Annotated in this window: 19 protein-coding genes; 6 read left to right on the top strand and 13 right to left on the bottom strand. The window is 68.7% G+C overall.

Annotation, left to right across the window (positions count from 1 at the left end; all coding sequences use genetic code 11):
• Window positions 1-58 precede the first annotated feature (58 nt).
• The gene (locus tag JL101_RS08470; protein ID WP_203099137.1) at window positions 59-1,120 is read left to right on the top strand and encodes a zinc-binding metallopeptidase family protein; all 1,062 of its coding nucleotides are present in this window, start codon (window positions 59-61) and stop codon (window positions 1,118-1,120) included.
• Window positions 1,121-1,158: 38 nt separating this feature from the next.
• Here JL101_RS08470 and scpB read toward each other — a convergent pair whose 3' ends face one another.
• Genes scpB through JL101_RS08435 form a run of 7 tightly spaced genes read right to left on the bottom strand, consistent with a single transcriptional unit; the run spans window position 1,159 to window position 8,253 of the window.
• Window positions 1,159-1,737 (bottom strand): SMC-Scp complex subunit ScpB, encoded by a 579-nt coding sequence (gene scpB / locus JL101_RS08465; RefSeq protein ID WP_203099138.1) that lies wholly within the window; start codon window positions 1,735-1,737, stop codon window positions 1,159-1,161.
• Window positions 1,734-2,492: a segregation and condensation protein A gene (locus tag JL101_RS08460; protein WP_203099139.1), complete on the bottom strand. Its 759-nt coding sequence runs from the start codon at window positions 2,490-2,492 to the stop codon at window positions 1,734-1,736. The genes scpB and JL101_RS08460 overlap by 4 nt, the downstream gene beginning before the upstream one ends.
• A 6-nt stretch (window positions 2,493-2,498) precedes the next feature.
• Window positions 2,499-3,185, bottom strand: a complete 687-nt coding sequence (locus JL101_RS08455; protein ID WP_203099140.1) for a site-2 protease family protein — start codon at window positions 3,183-3,185, stop codon at window positions 2,499-2,501.
• Window positions 3,185-4,258 carry a beta-N-acetylhexosaminidase gene (gene nagZ, locus JL101_RS08450; protein ID WP_203099141.1) on the bottom strand — a complete coding sequence of 358 codons (1,074 nt, stop codon included), beginning with the start codon at window positions 4,256-4,258 and terminating at the stop codon, window positions 3,185-3,187. Before nagZ ends, JL101_RS08455 begins: the two co-directional genes overlap by 1 nt.
• The gene (locus tag JL101_RS36490; RefSeq protein WP_267133550.1) at window positions 4,245-5,288 is read right to left on the bottom strand and encodes an SPOR domain-containing protein; all 1,044 of its coding nucleotides are present in this window, start codon (window positions 5,286-5,288) and stop codon (window positions 4,245-4,247) included. The genes nagZ and JL101_RS36490 overlap by 14 nt, the downstream gene beginning before the upstream one ends.
• Window positions 5,285-7,042: an arginine--tRNA ligase gene (argS, locus tag JL101_RS08440; RefSeq protein ID WP_203099142.1), complete on the bottom strand. Its 1,758-nt coding sequence runs from the start codon at window positions 7,040-7,042 to the stop codon at window positions 5,285-5,287. Before argS ends, JL101_RS36490 begins: the two co-directional genes overlap by 4 nt.
• On the bottom strand, window positions 7,042-8,253 hold the full coding sequence (locus JL101_RS08435; protein ID WP_203099143.1) for a deoxyguanosinetriphosphate triphosphohydrolase: 1,212 nt from the start codon (window positions 8,251-8,253) through the stop codon (window positions 7,042-7,044). Before JL101_RS08435 ends, argS begins: the two co-directional genes overlap by 1 nt.
• Before the next feature lie 196 nt (window positions 8,254-8,449).
• On the opposite strand from JL101_RS08435, the gene erpA reads away from it, so the two are divergent.
• Entirely contained in the window at window positions 8,450-8,839 is a 390-nt protein-coding gene (gene erpA, locus JL101_RS08430; protein ID WP_203099144.1) for an iron-sulfur cluster insertion protein ErpA, read from the top strand.
• Between the two features lie 673 nt (window positions 8,840-9,512).
• On the top strand, window positions 9,513-10,286 hold the full coding sequence (locus tag JL101_RS08425) for an exodeoxyribonuclease III (RefSeq protein ID WP_203099145.1): 774 nt from the start codon (window positions 9,513-9,515) through the stop codon (window positions 10,284-10,286).
• Window positions 10,287-10,313: 27 nt separating this feature from the next.
• Here JL101_RS08425 and ypfJ read toward each other — a convergent pair whose 3' ends face one another.
• Window positions 10,314-11,231, bottom strand: a complete 918-nt coding sequence (gene ypfJ, locus JL101_RS08420) for a KPN_02809 family neutral zinc metallopeptidase (protein ID WP_203099146.1) — start codon at window positions 11,229-11,231, stop codon at window positions 10,314-10,316.
• Between the two features lie 131 nt (window positions 11,232-11,362).
• On the opposite strand from ypfJ, the gene JL101_RS08415 reads away from it, so the two are divergent.
• A complete protein-coding gene (locus JL101_RS08415) occupies window positions 11,363-11,779 on the top strand; it encodes a GFA family protein (protein WP_203099147.1) in 417 nt (138 codons plus the stop codon).
• A 58-nt stretch (window positions 11,780-11,837) separates the two neighbouring features.
• The gene (locus JL101_RS08410) at window positions 11,838-12,392 is read left to right on the top strand and encodes a hypothetical protein (protein ID WP_203099148.1); all 555 of its coding nucleotides are present in this window, start codon (window positions 11,838-11,840) and stop codon (window positions 12,390-12,392) included.
• Here the strand turns inward: JL101_RS08410 and JL101_RS08405 are convergent.
• The 5 genes from JL101_RS08405 to JL101_RS08385 all read right to left on the bottom strand — a co-directional run bounded on the left by JL101_RS08405 (window position 12,367) and on the right by JL101_RS08385 (window position 17,139).
• On the bottom strand, window positions 12,367-13,482 hold the full coding sequence (locus JL101_RS08405; protein WP_228435356.1) for a YheT family hydrolase: 1,116 nt from the start codon (window positions 13,480-13,482) through the stop codon (window positions 12,367-12,369). The genes JL101_RS08410 and JL101_RS08405 overlap by 26 nt on opposite strands.
• Window positions 13,448-13,909, bottom strand: coding sequence for a hypothetical protein (locus tag JL101_RS08400; RefSeq protein ID WP_203099149.1), 462 nt, complete (start codon window positions 13,907-13,909; stop codon window positions 13,448-13,450). The genes JL101_RS08405 and JL101_RS08400 overlap by 35 nt, the downstream gene beginning before the upstream one ends.
• Window positions 13,906-14,778, bottom strand: a complete 873-nt coding sequence (locus JL101_RS08395; RefSeq protein ID WP_203099150.1) for an alpha/beta fold hydrolase — start codon at window positions 14,776-14,778, stop codon at window positions 13,906-13,908. The genes JL101_RS08400 and JL101_RS08395 overlap by 4 nt, the downstream gene beginning before the upstream one ends.
• A gap of 70 nt (window positions 14,779-14,848) precedes the next feature.
• Window positions 14,849-15,808 carry an Rpn family recombination-promoting nuclease/putative transposase gene (locus JL101_RS08390; RefSeq protein WP_203099151.1) on the bottom strand — a complete coding sequence of 320 codons (960 nt, stop codon included), beginning with the start codon at window positions 15,806-15,808 and terminating at the stop codon, window positions 14,849-14,851.
• Window positions 15,809-15,903: 95 nt separating this feature from the next.
• A complete protein-coding gene (locus JL101_RS08385) occupies window positions 15,904-17,139 on the bottom strand; it encodes a type III PLP-dependent enzyme domain-containing protein (RefSeq protein WP_203099152.1) in 1,236 nt (411 codons plus the stop codon).
• A gap of 347 nt (window positions 17,140-17,486) precedes the next feature.
• Between JL101_RS08385 and JL101_RS08380 the strand changes: the two genes are divergently transcribed.
• Entirely contained in the window at window positions 17,487-18,986 is a 1,500-nt protein-coding gene (locus JL101_RS08380) for an aldehyde dehydrogenase family protein (protein WP_228435355.1), read from the top strand.
• Window position 18,987 lies beyond the last annotated feature (1 nt).

The raw sequence follows: 18,987 nt of genomic DNA, 5'->3' as shown, positions 1-18,987 counted from the left end.
GCTCCAGAGCGTTGCTGGGCGACTGAAGGCGGGCATCTTCCGGCAAGGCGAAAGTGACATGAAGCTGTTTGAATGCGAGAGCTGCGGCCAGCCGCTCTATTTCGAGAATACGGTGTGCGAGAGCTGCGGCCATCGGCTGGGCTATGTTCCGGAAGTCAACAAGGTGACGGCGCTGGAGCCGGAAGGCGAAGCTTGGCGCGCGCTGGGCGCCCCTGGCACCTTGTACAAGTTCTGCCTGAACGCCGAGGTGGATGCCTGCAACTGGCTCCTCCCCGCCGATTCCGCCGAGCCGCACTGCGCCGCCTGCCGTCATAACCGCACCATCCCGGACATTTCCGACGCGGAGAACATGGCGCGCTGGCGGAAGCTGGAGATGGCCAAGCATCACCTGTTCTACACGATGCTGAAGCTGAAGTTGCCGCTGAAGAACCGGACCGACGACCCGGAGGGCGGTCTGGCCTTCGACTTCCTGTCCGACCAGGTTGACGCCGACGGCAACGTGACGACGGTTCTGACCGGCCACGACAACGGCCTGATCACCATCAACGTTGCCGAAGCCGACGACGCCGAGCGCGAGAAGCGCCGCACCCAGATGCAGGAGCCCTACCGGACCCTGCTCGGCCATTTCCGCCACGAGGTCGGCCATTACTTCTGGGACAAGCTGGTCCGCGACGCCGGCGATGAAAGCCTCGCCAAGTTCCGCGAGATGTTCGGCGACGAGCGGGCGGACTACGGGCAGGCGCTCCAGACCCACTACAACAACGGCCCCCCGGCCGACTGGCAGGACAACTTCGTCAGCACCTACGCGACCGCCCATCCTTGGGAGGACTTCGCCGAGACCTGGGCGCACTACCTGCACATCGTCGACACGCTGGAGACGGCGCGCTCCTTCGGCATGAAGATCCGCCCGCGGATCCGGCTGGGCCACGAGCTTCAGGCCGAGGTGGACTTCGACCCGCACAAGGCGAAGGACATCGACGACCTGATCGACAACTGGCTGCCCCTGACCTACGCGGTCAACGCCCTCAACCGCAGCATGGGCCAGCCCGACCTCTACCCGTTCATCCTATCCCCGGCGGTCATCGCGAAGCTCGGCTACATGCACGACCTGACGCACTGAACGACAGACTATCGGCCGGAACCGGGTTATCGGGGTCGTTATCCCTCCTCCTCCCGCCCTGGCAGCGCCTCGCCGCCTCCGACCGCGGCGAGCACCGGCCGGGAGTCCAGCAGGCCCGAAGCCTTGAGGTCCTCCAGGTTCGGCAGGTCGCGCAGGCTCTCCAGGCCGAAATGGTCGAGGAAGCCGTCGGTCGTTATCCAGGTCAGCGGCCGTCCCGGCGTCTCGCGGCGCTTGCCGGGACGGATCCAGCCCGCCTCCATCAGGATGTCCAGCGTGCCCTTGCTGGTCGCGACCCCGCGGATGCTCTCGATCTCGGCGCGGGTCACCGGCTGGTGATAGGCGATGATCGCCAGAGTCTCGACGGTCGCCCGCGACAGCTTTCGCTGCACCTCGGCATCCACCCGAAGCTTCTCGGCCAGATCCGGCGCCGTCCGGAACGACCAGCGCCCGCCGGTGCACACCAGGTTGATGCCCCGCTCGGCGTAATGCGCCGCCAGCTCGCCCAGCAGCGCGTCAACGTCGGCACCCTGCCCCAGCCGCGCCCCCAGGCTGCGGGCGTCCAGCGGTTCGGCCGAGGCGAACAGCAGGGCCTCCAGCAATCGGAGCTGCGGGTTCATGACGGCGACCGCACGCGGCGCAGATATATGGGCGAGAACACGCCCTCCTGCCGAAGCTCCAGCTTGCCGGCCTTGGTCAGCTCCAGGCTGGCGACGAAATGGGCGGCCAGGGCCGAGCGGCTCAGCAGCGTGTCGCCGCCCGCCCCCGGCACGAAATTGGCGAGGTCCGTCCAGTCCGGCAGCCGGCCCAGCATCTCCGACAGGTGCTTCAGCGCGTCCTCCAGCGAATAGAGCTCGGTCGGCTGGATGCGCCAGGTGCCGAACTCCTCGCGCCGCTTGTGCTCGGTATAGGCCCTCAGCAGGTCGTACAGCGACAGGTCGAAGATCGACCGGGTGACGATCCGGATGCCCTCCGGAGCGCCGCGCGCGAACACGTCGCGCCCCAGCCGGGGCCGGTCGAGCAGCTTGGTCCCGGCCTCCTGCATCGCCTCCAGCCGCTGGAGCTGGAAGGCCAGCGCCTGGGCCAGGTCCTCGCCGCTCGGCTCCTCCTCGTCCTGCTCGGGCAGCAGCAGCCGGGACTTGAGGTAGGCCAGCCACGCCGCCATGACCAGATAGTCGGCCGCCAGCTCCAGCCGGATGCGCCGCGCCTCGGCGACGAACTCCAGGTACTGGTCGGCGAGCTGGAGGATGGAGATCCGGGTCAGGTCCACCTTCTGGTCGCGCGCCAGGGTCAGCAGCACGTCGATCGGCCCCTCGTACCCGTCGAGGTCGAGGACCAGCTGCCCTTCCGCTTCCAGGATCGCTTGGTCGGCCATGGGGCGTCAGCCGTGTCCGGTCACGAAGCCGAGCAGCCGGATGACATACTCGACCGGCGGCCCCAGCAGCCAGGGCAGCACGCTGAGGTTATATCCGAGCTGCGTCCCGATCAGCGGCAGGATGAACAGCACGCCGATCAGGATGAACAGCCCGTAGGGCTCGATCCGGGCGATCGGCATCGCGAGCTGGCGCGGCAGCAGCCCGACCGCGACCCGGCCGCCGTCCAGCGGCGGCAGCGGGATCATGTTGAAGACCGCCAGGATCACGTTGATCTGGACCGCGATCACCAGGCTCTGCTGGACCCACAGCAGGGCCTCGTCCGGCAGCAGCCCGACCCAGCGCAGCGCCCAGGCGGAGAAGAAGGCCAGGACGATGTTGATCGCCGGCCCGGCCAGCGCCACCAGCACCATGCCGTAGCGCGGGTTGCGCAGCCGCCTGAAATTGACCGGAACCGGCTTGGCCCAGCCGAACAGGAAGGAGGTGGTGAAATACATGATCGCGGGCAGCACCACCGTGCCGAACGGATCGACATGGCGCAGCGGGTTGAAGGTCACCCGCCCCAGCACCTTCGCCGTGTCGTCGCCCAGCTTCCACGCGACATAGCCGTGGGCCGCCTCGTGGAAGGTGATCGCCACGATGACCGGGATCACCCAGACCGACGCGTCGAACAGGAACTGCCCGATATCCGGCATCAGGCCACCAGGTCCGCGCCGGGATCCAGGGCATCGCCCTCCAGCAGCCCGTCCAGCCGCTCGCGCATGGCATCAACGTCACCCCGCCCCGGCGGCTTCAGGAAGGTCAAAGCCCGCTCCCACCGCACGGCGGCGGCGTCGGTCAGCGGCGGCACCACGCCCAGCAGGTCGCGCATCTCCTCCAGCCTGCCGTTGCAGTGCAGGACCACGTCGCAGCCGGCCTCCAGGACCGCCGCGGCGCGCTCGGCGACGGTGCCGGCCAGGGCCTCCATCGACAGGTCGTCGCAGAACAGCAGCCCGTCGAAGCCGATCTGCTCCCGGATCACCGACTGGATGACGATGCGCGACGTGCTCGCGGGATGGACCGGGTCCAGCTCCCGGTAGACGACATGGGCGACCATGCCCAGCGGCATGTCCGACACCACCTCGAACGGCAGGAAGTCGCTGCGCGCCAGCTCCGCCCGGCCCGCCTCGACCAGCGGCTGCTCCAGGTGGCTGTCGCACAGCGCCCGGCCATGGCCCGGCAGGTGCTTGATCACCGGCAGCACGCCGCCGTCCAGCAGCCCGGTGCAGGAGATCCGGGCGAGGCTCGCGACCAGCTCCGGATCGTCCGAGAAGGCCCGGTCGCCGATCACGTCGTGGGAGCCGTCCACCGGCACGTCGCACACCGGCGCGCAATCGACCGTGATGCCGACCTCGTGAAGCATCGCGGCCAGCAGCCGCGCGTTCAGCCACGCAGCCTCCGCCCCCGCCTCCGGGTCGCCGACCGCCAAGTCGCCGATCCGCCGGGCCGCCGGGTGGGCAGCCCATTCCGGCGGGCGCATGCGCGCGACCCGGCCGCCCTCCTGGTCGATCAGCACCGGCGCGTCAGCCCGGCCGACCGAGGCGCGCAGCTCCGAGACCAGGGCGCGGACCTGGTCTCGGGACTGGCAATTGCGGCGGAACAGGATGAAACCGAAGGGGTCGGCGAGGCGGAAGAACTCCCGCTCTTCCTCGCTCAGGCTCAGGCCGGCACAGCCATAGACGACGGCGGCGGGACGCTTCCCGGAGAGAACGGACTTACTGGCGGACAATTATGCACCCGACGCTCTGGGCCTTCAGCGACGAACAGATCGACGAGGCGCGGGCCTCGTCCACCGGCCCGGCCTGCACCCGGTAATAGACACCCTTGGCACCCAGGTCGGCCCGGACATAGTTGACGCCCAGACCTCCCAGGATCTCGGGATAGCGGCGCTGGAGCCGCTGGAACTCGGCCCGCGCGCCGTCCTCGGACTTCACCGAGGCGATCTGGAGACGGAACCCTCCGCCGCCCGAGGATGCCGCGGGAGCCGGGGGTGCCGGCGGCGGCAGGGCCGCCGTCTGCGGGGGTGCCGCGGGCGGTGCAAGCGGCACCGGACGCGCCGCGGGAGCCGGCGCCGGCGGCGGTGCCGGAGCGGCGGCCACGGGCGGCGGAGGCGCCGGGATCGCGGCGGGCGGCGGGACTTCCTCCGCCGGCCCCTCGTCCTCGACCAGGCCCGGCTGCTCCGACGCCGCCATGTCCTGGGACAGCGGCACCGGCGCGCCGGCCGCCGCCGGCGGAAGCTGCGGGACCGGCTCCGGCGCCGCCTGCGGCGGCTCGGGACGCGGCAGCGGCGTCTCCGGCGGGGGCAGCAGCCGCTCGACCGCCGCGGTCTCGGTATTGCCGGTCTCGGCCTTCAACCTGTCGTAGATCAGCTTGTCCTGGTGCGGCACGGCCATGCCGCCGGGCTGGTCCGGGCGCATCTTGACCGGGGACCCGTCGGCCTTGATCAGCGGCATGCCGCCGTCGGTACCGCCGTCCTGGCCGCCGGTATAGGTCAGCCAGACGATCGCGAAGAACAGCACCAGCCCCACGCCGGCCAGGATCGGCGCCAACAGCCGGCGCCGGCCGCGCGCGGGCCGCGCGTCGGGATTGGGCCGGTAGGAGCCGCGCTGGTAGACCCGCGGCTCGACCCGCAGGTCGCGGGGCATGTACCGGGCATCCTCGGCGTCGGGACCGTTGCCGGCGGCATACTCGTCCCGGCCATCGCCCTCCGGTCCGTGGTCGTCCCGGCCATAGGGGTCTCGGCGATCGTACTGGCTCATCCGCGCAGTTCCTCGACAGGCTCCACTCCCATCACACCCAGACCGGATGCGATCACGATCGACACCGCCTTGATCAGCGCCAGCCGGGCGGTGGTCAGCTCAGGGTCTTCATCGAGCAGGAAACGCATCGTCGTGTCGTCCTTGCCCTTGTTCCACAGCCCGTGGAAGGCCGCCGCGAGGTCGTAGAGGTAGAACGCGACGCGGTGCGCCTCGTGGGCCTGCGCCGCCGATTCGACGATCCGCGGCCAGTTGGCCATCAGCTTGACCAGGGCCAGCTCCTCCGGCGCCTCCAGGCGGGACAGGTTGGCGGTCGCCGCCAGGTCGTCCGAGTTCAGGCTGCGCTCCGGGTCGGCTTCCTTGGCGTGGCGCAGCACCGAGCAGCAGCGGGCATGGGCGTACTGGACATAGAAGACCGGGTTGTCCTTGGACTGCTCGGTCACCTTGGCGAAGTCGAACTCCAGCGTCTGGTCGTTGCGCCGGGTCAGCATGATGAAGCGGACCACGTCGCGGCCGACTTGGTCGATCACGTCGCGCAGGGTCACGAAGGTGCCGGCGCGCTTCGACATCTTGACCGGCTCGCCGTTCTGGAGAAGGTGGACCAGCTGGCAGATCTTGGCGTCCAGGGAGCCCTGCCCGCCGGTCACCGCCGTTGTCGCCGCCTGCATGCGCTTGACGTAGCCGCCGTGGTCGGCGCCCAGGACGTCGATCAGGATCGGGCTGCCCCGGCGGAACTTGTCCAGGTGGTAGGCGATGTCGTTGGCGAAATAGGTCCAGCTGCCGTCCGACTTCTTCAGCGGGCGGTCCACGTCGTCGCCGAACTGGGTGGCGCGGAACAGCGTCTGGGGCCGCGGCTCCCAGTCCTCAGGCTTCTTGCCCTTCGGCGGCTCCAGCACGCCGGTATAGATCAGCCCCTGGTCGACCAGCGACTGATAGGCGTCCTCCACCGCGCCGCTGGCGATCAGGTTCCGCTCGGACGAGAAGACCTGCCGGCGCACGCCGAGCGCGTCCAGGTCGTCCTTGATCCCGGCCAGGATCTGCTCGATCGCGAAGTCGCGCACGGCGGGCAGCCATTCCGATTCGGGAACGTCGAGCCATTTCGGCCCGTCCCGCCCGGCCAGGGCGGCGCCCACGTCCTTGAGGTATTCGCCCGGATACATGCCGGCCGGGATCTCGACCGTCTCGCCCAGCGCCTCGCGGTAGCGCAGGTAGGTCGAGCGGCCCAGCACCTCGACCTGCGCGCCGGCGTCGTTGATGTAATATTCGCGGGTGACGGTGTAGCCCGCCTTCTCCAGCAGTGACGCCAGCGCGTCGCCGACCACCGCGCCGCGCGCGTGCGCCGCGTGCAGCGGGCCGGTCGGGTTGGCCGAGACATACTCGACATTGACCGCCGATCCGGCGCCCACGCTGCTGTTGCCGTAGGTGACGCCCGCCACCAGGATGTCGCCGATCCGCTGGCGCCAAGTGTCGTCGGACAGGCGCAGGTTCACGAAGCCGGGTCCCGCGATCTCGACCGAGACGACGTCGTCCAGGCCCTTCAGGCGCTCCACCAGCATGTCCGCGATCGCGCGCGGCTTCAATCCCGCCTGCTTGGCCAGCACCAGGGCGGCGTTGGTGGACAGGTCGCCGTGGGAGGCGTCGCGCGGCGGCTCCACCGTCACCTTGGACAGGTCGAGCCCGCCCGGAAGCTGCCCGCGTGCCGCGAGGTCATCCAGGATGACGCGAAGGTCTTTGGCGAACTCGTTGAACAGATTCATCAGGTCTTGGATTCCATGTCGAACATCCGCTCGTACTCCGCCAGGGCGAAGCGATCGGTCATGCCTGCAATATAATCGGCCACCAGCCGGGCGCGCGATCTTTCGTCGTTGCCGCCCAGCGCGGCCAGGTCGGCCTGCCATTCCGTCGGCAGGCATTCCGGCTCGGCCATGAACAGCGAGAACAGCTCGGAGACCACGCGCCGCGTCTTGCTGGTGACGCGGTTCACTTTGTAATGCCGGTACATGCGCTGTTTCAGGAATCCGCGCAAGACCCGATCATGGTCGCGCATCCCGTCGCTGAAGGCGACCATGGCGCGGGGCGCCGCGCGCACCTCGGCGGCGGAGCGCGGCCCGACCTCGGCGATCCGCCGCCGGGTCTCGGCGAGCAGGTCGGTCACCATGTGGTCGATCATGCGCCGGATCGTCTCGTGGACCAGCCGGGTCCGGTCCAGCCCCGGATAGCGGTCGTGCAGGCCCCGGATGATGCCGCCCAGAAGCGGCAGCTCCGCGATCTCCTCCAGCGTGAACAGGCCGGCGCGCAGCCCGTCGTCGATGTCGTGGTTGTTGTAGGCGATGTCGTCGGCCAGCGCCGCGACCTGCGCCTCCATGCCGGGATTGGTGCCCAGCTCCAGGTCCAGCTCCTGCTGGAACTCGCGGATCGTCGTCGGCAGGCCGTGGCCGGGCAGTTCGGGCAGCAGCGGGCCGTTGTGCTTGACCACTCCCTCCAGCGTCTCCCAGGTCAGGTTCAGCCCGTCGAACTCGGCGTAGCGGCGCTCCAGCCGGGTCAGGATGCGCAGCGTCTGGTCGTTGTGGCTGAAGCCGCCATAGGGCTTCATGGCCTCGTTCAGCGCCTCCTCCCCGGCATGGCCGAAGCAGGTGTGGCCAAGGTCGTGGGCGAGCGCCACCGCCTCCGCCAGGTCCTCGTTCAGGCCCAGCGTGCGGCTGACCGAGCGGGCGATCTGGGCGACCTCCAGGCTGTGGGTCAGGCGGGTGCGGTAATAGTCGCCCTCGTGGTAGACGAAGACCTGCGTCTTGTATTTCAGCTTGCGGAACGCGCCGGAATGGATGATGCGGTCGCGGTCGCGCTGGAACACCGACCGCGTCGGGCTCTCCGGCTCGGGCTTCAGCCGGCCGCGGGTAAGCTCCGGGCGGCACGCATAGGCGGCCGGTCCCGGTTCGGCGTTCCGGAGAAGGGATTGATCGGCGATCATGCCCGGACACTACCGATAGTGGGGTTCATATTTCAATCACCATCGCGACCTATTGACCTGCCGCGCGCCCGGCCCTTTGAACAGACGGTCAGGTCTGCTTACATAGGGTCAAGTGAAACTCCCCGACATGGGCATTTTTTAGGCCCGCTTTCGACCGACCTCCCGCGGAGAACGCGCGGAACCCAAGGAGAAGACCATGGCCGACACGGCGCTCAACACACCGCAGACCGACTCAGCCGCCGCCGTGGCCCCGGGCGGCCGGTCCCTCTCGATCTCCGACAGTGCCGCCCGGCGGGTCGCCGTGCTCCGCCAGATGGAAGGCGACGACGCCCTGATGCTGCGCATCACGGTATCCGGCGGCGGCTGCTCGGGCTTCCAGTACGGCTTCAGCTTCGACAAGACCGTCAACGAGGACGACTACGTGTTCGAGCACCTGGGGACCTCGGTCGTGACCGACGACGTCTCGCTCGACCTGCTGAACGGCTCGATCATCGACTTCGTCGAGGACCTGATGGGCGCCAGCTTCCAGATCAAGAACCCCAACGCCACAGCGTCCTGCGGCTGCGGCTCGTCCTTCGCGGTGTGATGCGGTCCGGCGGCCGTCCCGAAGGCCCGAATTTGCACAGGCGAGCGCCCGAGCAAGCCGATGCACTCGACCTCATCGAAGCGAGAAGTCCTCGGATAAGTGCCGGCACGCTGCTTCCGCCCGGTCCGCCGTAGGTCGGCCTCGGCCGAAGGCCGACGCCGACAGCATGGCCGGAGCGATGATGCGGGGCGTCGGCGTTCGCCCTGACAGGCGAAGGCCGATCTACCGCGCATCTTCCGAGACGGAGACCCCGATGAAGCCCGCAGGCCCGACAGCAAAAGCTAACCCACTGTTGCAAGGGGTTTTCTACGGTGAAGCTGTAGAGTCGACCGCACTGTAGAAATTCGAGCGCTATGTCGGACCTGATCGAAATGACGTCGAACCAGCAGCACCTGCGAAGCTTTCCCCGGGCAGCTAGGAAGCTTGCCCACGACGGAGATGATCCGTTCTTCCACGCTCCCTGAATGCCTGCGGGCGTCCAGCCTTCAGTTCAGAGGATCGGGATACCAGTCGTCGCGCTCGATCTCCTCAAGCGTGAAGGGGTGCCGTTCCGGCAACGCGGAACTGGACAGACCGTCATGTTCCAGAAGGCTCTTCCCCGCGACGCGCCGGGCCGAGACGTAAACCCCGTCCAGGTCGATCTGCGACCGCTGACCAACAAGGAAGACACCCCATGAAAATCGCCACCTGGAACGTCAACTCCGTGAAGGCCCGCCTGCCCAACGTGCTGGCGTGGCTGGAGCGCGCATCCCCGGATGTCGTCCTGTTCCAGGAGATCAAGTGCGAGACCGCCTCCTTCCCGAAACAGGAGTTCGAGGCGCTGGGCTATTGCTGCGCCGTCGTCGGGCAGAAGAGCTACAACGGAGTGGCATTGTTGTCGAAGCAGCCGGCCGAGGACGTGCTCGACCATCTGCCCGGCGATGCCGAGGACACCCAGGGCCGTTATGTCGAAGCCACCGTGGCCGGCGTCCGCATCGCCTCGCTCTACCTGCCCAATGGCAATCCCGTCGGGACCGAGAAGTACCCGTACAAGCTCCGCTGGATGGAACGGCTGCGCCGTCACGCGGCGGAACTGCTCAAGACCGAGCAGCCCTTCGTGCTGGGAGGAGACTACAACGTCATCCCCGCCCCCGAGGACGTCTACGACCCACAGGCGTGGGAGACCGACGCCCTGTTCCGCCCCGAGACCCGCGCCCAGTTCCGCGCCCTGCTCAACCTGGGCCTGACCGAGGCCTTCCGCGCGGTGCATCCCGACGAATCCCGCGCCTATACCTTCTGGGATTATCAAGCCGGCCGCTGGCCGCGCGACCAGGGCATCCGCATCGACCATTTCCTGCTGTCGCCCCAGGCCGCCGACCGCCTTGTCGATTGCCGGATCGACCGCGGCCCGCGCGGCGAGGAGAAAGCCTCCGACCACACCCCCGTGGTGCTGGAACTGGCGGACTGACGCCGGAGACAGACGTTCAACCGTATGTCACCCCTCCTGGAAGGTGTCGCACGAGGTCGGCGCGCCCGACTCAAGCCCGCGGCGGAACCACTCGACCCGCTGGGCCGAGCTGCCGTGGGTGAACGAGTCGGGCGTGATCCTGCCGGTCGCCCGCTCCTGCAATCGGTCGTCGCCGACCGCGCTGGCGGCGTTCAGCGCCTCGTCGATGTCGCCCGGCTCCAGCACCTGTCCCTGCTGGGCCATGTGGAAGGCCCAGATGCCGGCGAAGCAGTCCGCCTGGAGCTCCAGGCGGACCGACAGCGCGTTGGAGTCGCTGCGCGACGACTGCCGTTGGGCCGCCTGCACATCACCGGAGACGCCCAGCAGGTTCTGGACATGGTGCCCGACCTCGTGGGCGACCACATAGGCCTGGGCGAAATCGCCCGGCGCTCCCATCCGGGTGCGCAGATCCCGGTAGAAGCTCAGGTCGATGTAGAGCTTGCGGTCGGCCGGGCAGTAGAACGGCCCCATGGCCGACTGGGCGAAGCCGCAGGCCGACTGGACCGTTCCGCTGAACAGCACCAGCACCGGCTCCTCGTAGCGCCGGCCCGACTGGGCGAAGATGTCGCCCCAGACGTCTTCCGTCTCAGCCAGCACGACGCTGACGAAGTCGGCGAGATCCTCGTCCCCGCCCGACCTCGGTCCCGGGGCGGTGCCCATGCGCGGCTGCGGCGCCTCCACATAGCCACCACCGGGGCCACCGGACCCGCCGTTCAGCAGGAAGCTGGGGTCGAAACCGAACACGAGCCCGAGCAGCAGGATCACCACCGTCCCCACGAGGCCGAAGCCGCCCCGCCGCATTCCCCGGCCGCCGAGCATGCCGCCCGGCAGGCCCGACCCGGATACCGGACCCATGCCGCGCCGGTCCTCGATGTTGTCACTCTGCCGGCGCCCACGCCACTGCATCCGATTTCCCCCCACATGATTGAATGACCGGTCAAGAACGTTGAAGAGGAACGACCCAGGAGGCAAAAAGGGTTCAACGCCCGAAGGGTGATAATTTTCGGCGATGTCGAGCCGCCTTGGTGGAGGAAGCGATGGTATTGACGGGAGGGTGCCTGTGCGGCGCCGTGCGCTACCGGATCGACGGCGAACTCACGGCGGAGGGAGCGGGGTTCTGCCACTGCAGCCTCTGCCGCCGCGCCAGCGGCGCGCCCGTGGTCGCCTGGGGAACCTGGCGGACATCGGATTTCCGGTTCACCGACGGCGAGCCTGCCGAGTATCGATCCTCGCCCAAGGGGGTCCGGCGGTTCTGCTCCGCCTGCGGGACCCAGCTCACCTTCCACTATACGGAAGGTCCCGAAAACATCGACGTGACCCTGGCGACCCTCGACGATCCGAACGCGGTCGAGCCAGGGCACCATAGCTGGTGCAGCGCCGCCGTTCCGGCCCTGGACGCGAGCGCTGATTTGCCACGGTATGCCGAAGGCGGCAGCGATTTCACCCCTTGCTGAAAGCTCCTATACCGACTGGTGAATGCAGTCCGGCATCGGCAATTCGGGATCCGTTCAGTTGAGGCGACACTTCATCAGGAAGGCTCCGGATCGGCGCGAGATCGCCTCGATGCTGTCGGCACTGGAGAAGCAGGCGAAGGAAGCCGCCACGCTCGCCGACCGGGCCCACGGCGAAGCCAGCCGCGACTCGTACACCGCCTATTTCCGTTTCCGGGCCAAGGTGGACGAGGTCCAGGCGCTGATCGCCCTGATCGAGGAGCGGCTGGGCCGCATGGAGGATGACCAGGCGGAGGAGCTGCGGGAGCAGTTCCGGCGGCTCGACGCCGCCGTCCTCGTGATGCTGGTCCGGACCAGCACCCGCTTCTATGCCCTGATTGGAAAGTCGAACGCCCTGCCGCTGGGCGCCCGCGAACTGTTCCTGCCGGAACTGCGGACCCTGTCGGAAGTCCGCGACCGGGTGACCGCGCAGCCGGAGCACGCGGCGCTCCAGGCCGCCGGCCTGCTGGAAGCGGTGGAGCTTGCGCTCGGGATGGTCGAGGGACTGGTCGCCAGGGCGCCCAGCCTGCCCGACTTCAGCCAGACCGACGTCAGCCAGCCCGGGCGGCGGCGCTGAGCGGGACGTTCGCCTCGCCGAGCGGGCCGACGACTGCCTCCAGGAATTTCACCAGGCACTGGTCATGCCAGGGGTCGGCACCGGCCCCGTGGAACCCGACATGGCCGCCGCTTCGCGGCAGCAGCGGGGTCAGCCCGGGATTGGAGTTCCAGTCGAAGCTGAGATAGGCGTCGGCCGGGATCCAGGGATCGTCCAGCGCGTGGATCACCAGCGTCGGGACCCGGATGCCGCCCATGAACCGGACGGCCGAATTCACCTGGTGGTACTCGTCGGCGCTGCGCCAGCCGTTCCGCGGCCCGGTGAAGCGGTCGTCGAACTCGTAGCAGTTCCGCACCTCGCGGACGGCCGCCTTGTACTGCTCCGGGATCGGCATGCCCAGCACTTCCTCCTTCATGCGGGCGACGACCCGGCGATGATAGAAGAAGTTGCGGCGGCTCATCATGCGCCGGCTGGTCTCGGACAGGTCGATCGGCGCCGACACCGCCGCGGCGGCGACCACCCCGGCGGGCGTCCCCTCGCCCAGAAGCTTCAGCGTCAGGTTGGCGCCCAGCGAGTAGCCGACCAGCACGATGCCCGACCGGGTCAGCGGCTCGGGAATCTGGGCCAGGACGCTCCGCAGGTCCTCCGTCCGGCCGGCATGGTACTGCTCCTGGCAGAACGGGCGCGACGGCCCGGCGCCGCGCAGGTTGACGCGCAGCACCCTCATGCCCCGGCGCAGCAGCACCGCCGCGCTCGCCCGCATGTAATGGCTCTCGGTGCAGCCGGTCAGCCCGTGGACCAGGACGGCCAGCGGCAGGTCACCGGCCGGTTCGGCCGGCTGGTTCAGGGTCGCATGGAGCACGTCGCCGGTGCCGTCCGGCATGCGGAATCGCATCTGCTTCTGCGGGTGGTCCTCCGGCCGGTAGCGCTGCCGCATCAGCACGCTGCGCACGGTCTGGAGATCGGCGCCCCACCAGGGGGCACGCGGCGTGAAGGACGGGAAGTCGAACGGTGCCGCGGCCACGGCGGACGTCAGGTCCACGGGCACGGTGGCGCCGCCGGCTTCGCCAGCGGTCTCAGCGGTCGTCGGGTTCGGCGGAATACTGTTCATAGGAGCGGTGCAGTGCGGCGTAGAAGGGATTGGTGTCGATGAACTTCGTCATGGCCTTCAGGTTGGCCTTGTCGCCCTGAATCCATTGGTCGGCCGCCTGCTGGTGCTCGGGATGGATCGACAGGAGGTAGAATGCGGCCTGATCGACCGACATCATCTCCTCCTCGCCCATCTTTTCCAGGATCGCGCCGATGTGGAGCGGCAGCACGGCGATGAACGGAATGTCGCCGCGGCTGTCCGGGTCCTGCCGGTTCCGGTCGAAGGCCTTGCGCAGCCGCTCGATGATCTGGAAGAACACCGCGCGGCGCTGCTTCCATGTCGGCTCTTCGGCCAGGATTTCAACCAGGCTGTCGAACAGGCGGGTCTGGTCGTCGTCGAAGCCTTCGCAGGCCGACTGCGCCGGTCTCGGTATCGGAAATGCTGTCATCGGTGCTCCGTCCCTTGGACGAGGAAATCGCGGACGGCCGCGATCTGATCGTCCGACATGAGCGGCGGAGCATGCCCGACCCCGGCGAATTCCACCAGCTTGGCGCGCGGTCCGCGCTCCGTCATCTCGCGGGCCGTGCCGGCCGTCAGCAATGCGCTGTCGGCGCCGCGCAGGAGCAGCGTCGGACAGGAGATGCGGTCGTAGAGCGGCCAGAGATCGACGTCCTTGGCCGGCCCGGCCGCCGCCATCGCGGCGCCGATGGCGGGATCGTAGCCGAGCCTCAGCCTGCCGTCGTCGTCGCGCCGAGCCTCGACCTCGGCGAGCCGGCGCCATTGCGCGTCGGTCACCGGCGCATAGCCGGTCAGCCGCGCCCGCAGTTCCCTCTCGACATCGGCGACATCGTCGAACGCCGGCTGCTCCGAGACATAGGCATTGATCGCCTGCAGCGCCGTTGCCGGGATGAAGGCTCCCACATCGTTGATCACCAGCCGCGCGACCGGCGTGTCGGGCTGGGCCGCCAGCATCATCCCGATGATGCCTCCCATCGAGGTCCCGACCCAGTCCACCCTCTCCACGTCGAGGCGGGCGACCAGCGCCGTCATGTCGGCGAGATACTGGGGAAAGCCGTAGGACGCCGCGACCGGCAGCCACCCGCTCCGCCCGCGTCCCGCGACGTCGGGGCAGACCACCCGAAAGCCCTGCGCCGCCAGCACCGGCGCCACCCAATCGAAGTCGTGGGAGTTGCGGGTCAGCCCGTGGACGCAGACGACCGTCCGGTCGGAACGCTCCGGTCCCCACTCGGTATAGCCGACCCGGTGGAAGCCGGCGACGTTCAGCCCGCGAAGGCTCTTTTCTCGATAAGCGTGCATACATAAAAACGTAGCACACCGGCGCCGCCGTTCCAACGGCGGCGCGACGGGACACGCGCGCGCGTGCGCGTCAGTGCCGAGGTTCGCCGGAGAACAGTTCGTCGAGCGAGGACGCCGTCATGGCCCGGCGGAACAGGCGGTCCATTTCCTCCGGCGCCGATCCGCGGACGCGATCCTCAACCCCGGGCGGAACCGGTCCGAACCGCGACTCAAGAAACATCAGGATCGTATCGGCCTTCCCCTTGGCGACACCGATGGCGATCCCCTTCTCCTCACCTTGGCGGAGCCATTCCTGTGCAGCGAGCGATATCAATTTCCCCTCCCGATGCGGATCGACCCGACGCGCGACCCTGGACAACAGGTCTGCCGTGATGGCCGGATAGGTCAGGATCATATAGCGGATCAACTGCTCCTCAAAGGTCGTTCCGCTGCGCAGCGCGGACAGGATCTCCCCCAGCAGGGCTTCCGGATCGCCGGAGCGGAAGACATGCTTGAGCGCCAGCAGCCCGGCACGGACCTCGTCGTCGGACGACAGCTCGGCGTCGGGGATCGGCCCGAGGTCGCACAGGATGTATCCCATGTCGCCCGGCACCTGCTTCAGGTCCTCGTCGGCGTCCAGGCAGGCGGTCACCGACGTCGGCACGTTCCACGGTCCCCTGCCATGGTAGAAGACCATCGGGATGATCGGCGGCAGCCGCAGCTTGCCCCGGCCGGCCGCCTCGGCGAAGCGGCGCCAGATCTCCGCCCGGTACCGCAGCACCTGGATCGGCGTCATCGGGTCGGGAAAGCTCTTGTGCTCGATCAGGATGTAAAGCAGCGCGAACCCGCCGGCGCGCAGCGCGACGCTGAACAGCCGGTCGCTCTGGCTCGGGTTCAGTTCCGGATCGACGAAGCTGCCGTCCAGCAGCGTCGGCGGCTTGTCGGCCAGCCGCGCGGCGATGTCCGGCGGCAGAAAATCGCGGATCAGGACGCCGGCCCGCACCGGATCGTCGATCAGGGCGCGGAACAGCGAGTCGTGGACGGCGGACATCGGGCGGCGCATACCATGGCAGGAGGCGGGGCGCCGGATGGAACCCGATTTCCGCCTGCCCGCCCATGCGGCATGATGCCGGCCCTGCCGGCGCCCTACTCGGCGGCGGCGCTCAGGAACGGAACCGGCTCCATCCCGGCCGTCGGCAGGAAGGCGTCGTCGCCGACCTCCACGAAGCGGTCGGGGCAGAAGCCGTTGAAGTCGGTGCGCAGCTCCAGCGTATAGGCCCCGGCCTGCCCGATCTCGATATAGTCGCCCTCCCGCACGTCGGCCGCCAGCCGGTAAGGGCCTTCCATCACGTCGACCGCATCGCAGGTCGGCCCGAACAGACTGAACTCCCCCAGGTCCTCCTCCAGCACCTCGACCCGGTCCCCGGCCGGCCGCAGCACGCGCATGGGGAAGCGCAGCCCGGCATATTTCAGGTCGGACAGGCTGCCGTAGACGCCGTCGTTGATGTACAGGAAATTGTCGCGGCGAAGCTCGACCCGGACCACCAGCGACGCGCCGGCGGCGACCAGCGCCCGGCCGGGCTCGCACCACAGCTCGCACTCCGCCGGCAGGTCCATCCCGGCCAGCCCGGCCCGGATCGCGGCGACATAGTCCTCCAGCGGCGGCGGGTGCAGGCCGACATAGGCGACGGGAAAGCCGCCGCCCACGTCGATCACGCTCAGCGGCACGCCGGCAAGGTCGAGCGTGTGCGCCGCGAGCCGCAGGGCCGCCGTGTAGGACCCCGGCGTCAGGCACTGCGAGCCGACATGGAACGACAGGCCGACCCTGCGCCCCGCCCCGTGGGCCTGCCTCAGCAACGCCGCGGCCTGCGCCGGGGACGCCCCGAACTTGCCCCCCAGGTCATAGATCGCGGCGCCTCGCGCCGTCGCCAGCCGGACGACGATCACCGCGTCGGCGGCCCCGCCCGTCTCCACCATGACCTTCGCCAGTTCGTCGGCATGATCGACCACGAAGTGGCGGACGCCGTGCTGCCCGTAGGCCGCGCGGATGCCGCCCCGCTGCTTGACCGGATGCATGAAATAGGAGGTGGTGTCGGCGAACCGCTCGGCGACGACCGAGATCTCGGGCAGCGACGCGGTGTCGAAGTGGCGGATGCCGCCCTCGTGCAGGGCATCGAGGAACGCCGGCTCCGCGTTGCACTTCACCGCATAGAGGACCTTGCCGGGGAACGTCTCGACGAAGTGCCGGGCCGCTTCCCTCAGGACGTGCGGGCGGATGCAGTAGACCGGCTGTTCCGGCCGAAGCGCCGCGACCATCGCGGCCGCATCCGCATAGACGGCATGCTCGTGAGCGGCAAGGGGAGCGGTGAAGGGCAAAGACATGGGCGCGCGTTCCATCGTTCAGGATGTACTGGAAAAATGCTCTGTCGATGACGGAAAGAGCCGACCGTCACCTGCCTCGCCCGCCACGGGAGCGATATTGATCGCTTTATGATTTTTCCAGGGTAAAGACTCAGTTAATAAGGCACCCTCCCTGCATTTGTACTTCATTTTACACACAAGCCTGAACTTCTCTTCGGCATAGCCCCGCTTGACAGCCGGGACCGTGATGCTGCAATGCAGCCGTTTCCGCGAGCCCGGCCGGGTGCTACAAGGACGCCATGCCGCCGGCCGCTCGCCGATCCCTGGCGACGGCGCGGCGAAGGCCAAGAAAATCAGGAGGATCGATCGTGGCACCGCAAACCCTCACCCCCAACCTGGACCCCCACGCGCTGGCACGGGAGCTGTCGGGCAAGCTGCTGATCGACGGGGAACTGGTGCCCGCGCGCTCCGGCAGGACCTTCGCCGTGGTCAATCCCGCGACCGGCGCCACCATCGCGGACGCGGCGGAGGGCGAGGCGATCGACGTGGATGTCGCGGTCCAATCGGCCCATGCCGCGCAGAAGTCCTGGTCGAAGCTGACCGCCCGCGAGCGCGGCCGTCTGGTCACCGAATGCGGCCGCCGCCTGACCGACCATGCCGAGGAACTGGCCCGCCTGGTGGCGCTGGAGACCGGCAAGGCGCTGCGCACCGAGAGCCGGGTCGAGTCCGGCGTGCTGGCCGACGCCTTCGTCTTCTACGGCGGCCTGGGCTCCGAGCTGAAGGGCGAATCCGTTCCCTTCAACCCGAAGATGCTGACCGTCACCCAGCGCGACCCGATCGGCGTGATCGGCGCCATCATCCCGTGGAACGTCCCGATGATGCTGATGGCGCTGAAGATCGCGCCGGCGCTGGTCGCGGGCAACACGGTGGTGGTCAAGTCGGCGGAGGAGGCGCCGCTGGCCGTGCTGCGCACCTGCCAGATCATGAACACGATCCTGCCCAAGGGCGTGTTCAACATCCTGTCCGGCCAGGGACCGGAATGCGGCGGGCCGCTGGTCGCCCACCCCAAGGTCGGCAAGGTCACCTTCACCGGCTCGGTCGAGACCGGGAAGATCATCTACCGGGCGGCGGCCGAGAAGCTGATCCCGGTCACGCTGGAGCTGGGCGGCAAGAGCCCCATGATCGTGATGGGCGACGCCGACCTGGACAAGGCGATCGACGGCGCCGTGGCCGGCATGCGCTTCACCCGCCAGGGGCAGAGCTGCACGGCGGCCAGCCGCATCTTCGTCCATGACAGCGTCCATGACGAGTTCGTCAGCCGCCTGAAGGCCCGCGTCGACGCCATGAGGATGGGCGACCCGCTGGACGAGGCCACCGACATCGGCACCATCGTCTCGCCCCAGCAGTTCGAGAAGGTGAACTCCTACATCCAGCTCGGCACCGCGACCCCCGGCGCCACCGCGCACGCCTGCTCGGCCATGCCGGACGACCCGAGGCTCGCCAAGGGCCTGTTCGTCCGCCCCGTCATCTTCACCGGCCTCGGCAACGACAGCCGGCTGGCGCGGGAGGAGATCTTCGGCCCGGTCACCTGCATCATCCGCTTCACCGACTACGACAGCGCGATCGAACAGGCCAACGACAGCGAGTACGGGCTGGCCGCCACCATCTGGACCCGCGACCTGCGCACCGCGCTGGACGCCACCCAGCGGCTGGAGGCCGGCTTCGTCCAGGTCAACCAGAATCTCGTTGTCCAGCCCGGCCTCAGCTATGGCGGCGTCAAGCAGTCCGGACTCGGCAAGGAGGCTTCCCTGGAGGCCATGCTGGAACATTTCACCCACAAGAAGACGATCATCCTGAACATGGGCTGAG

Origin of the sequence: Skermanella rosea, assembly GCF_016806835.2 — a bacterium.
GTDB classification, from domain to species: domain Bacteria; phylum Pseudomonadota; class Alphaproteobacteria; order Azospirillales; family Azospirillaceae; genus Skermanella; species Skermanella rosea.
Note: the sequence above shows the minus strand (reverse complement) of the source record. Positions and strands in the feature narration are given on the sequence as shown.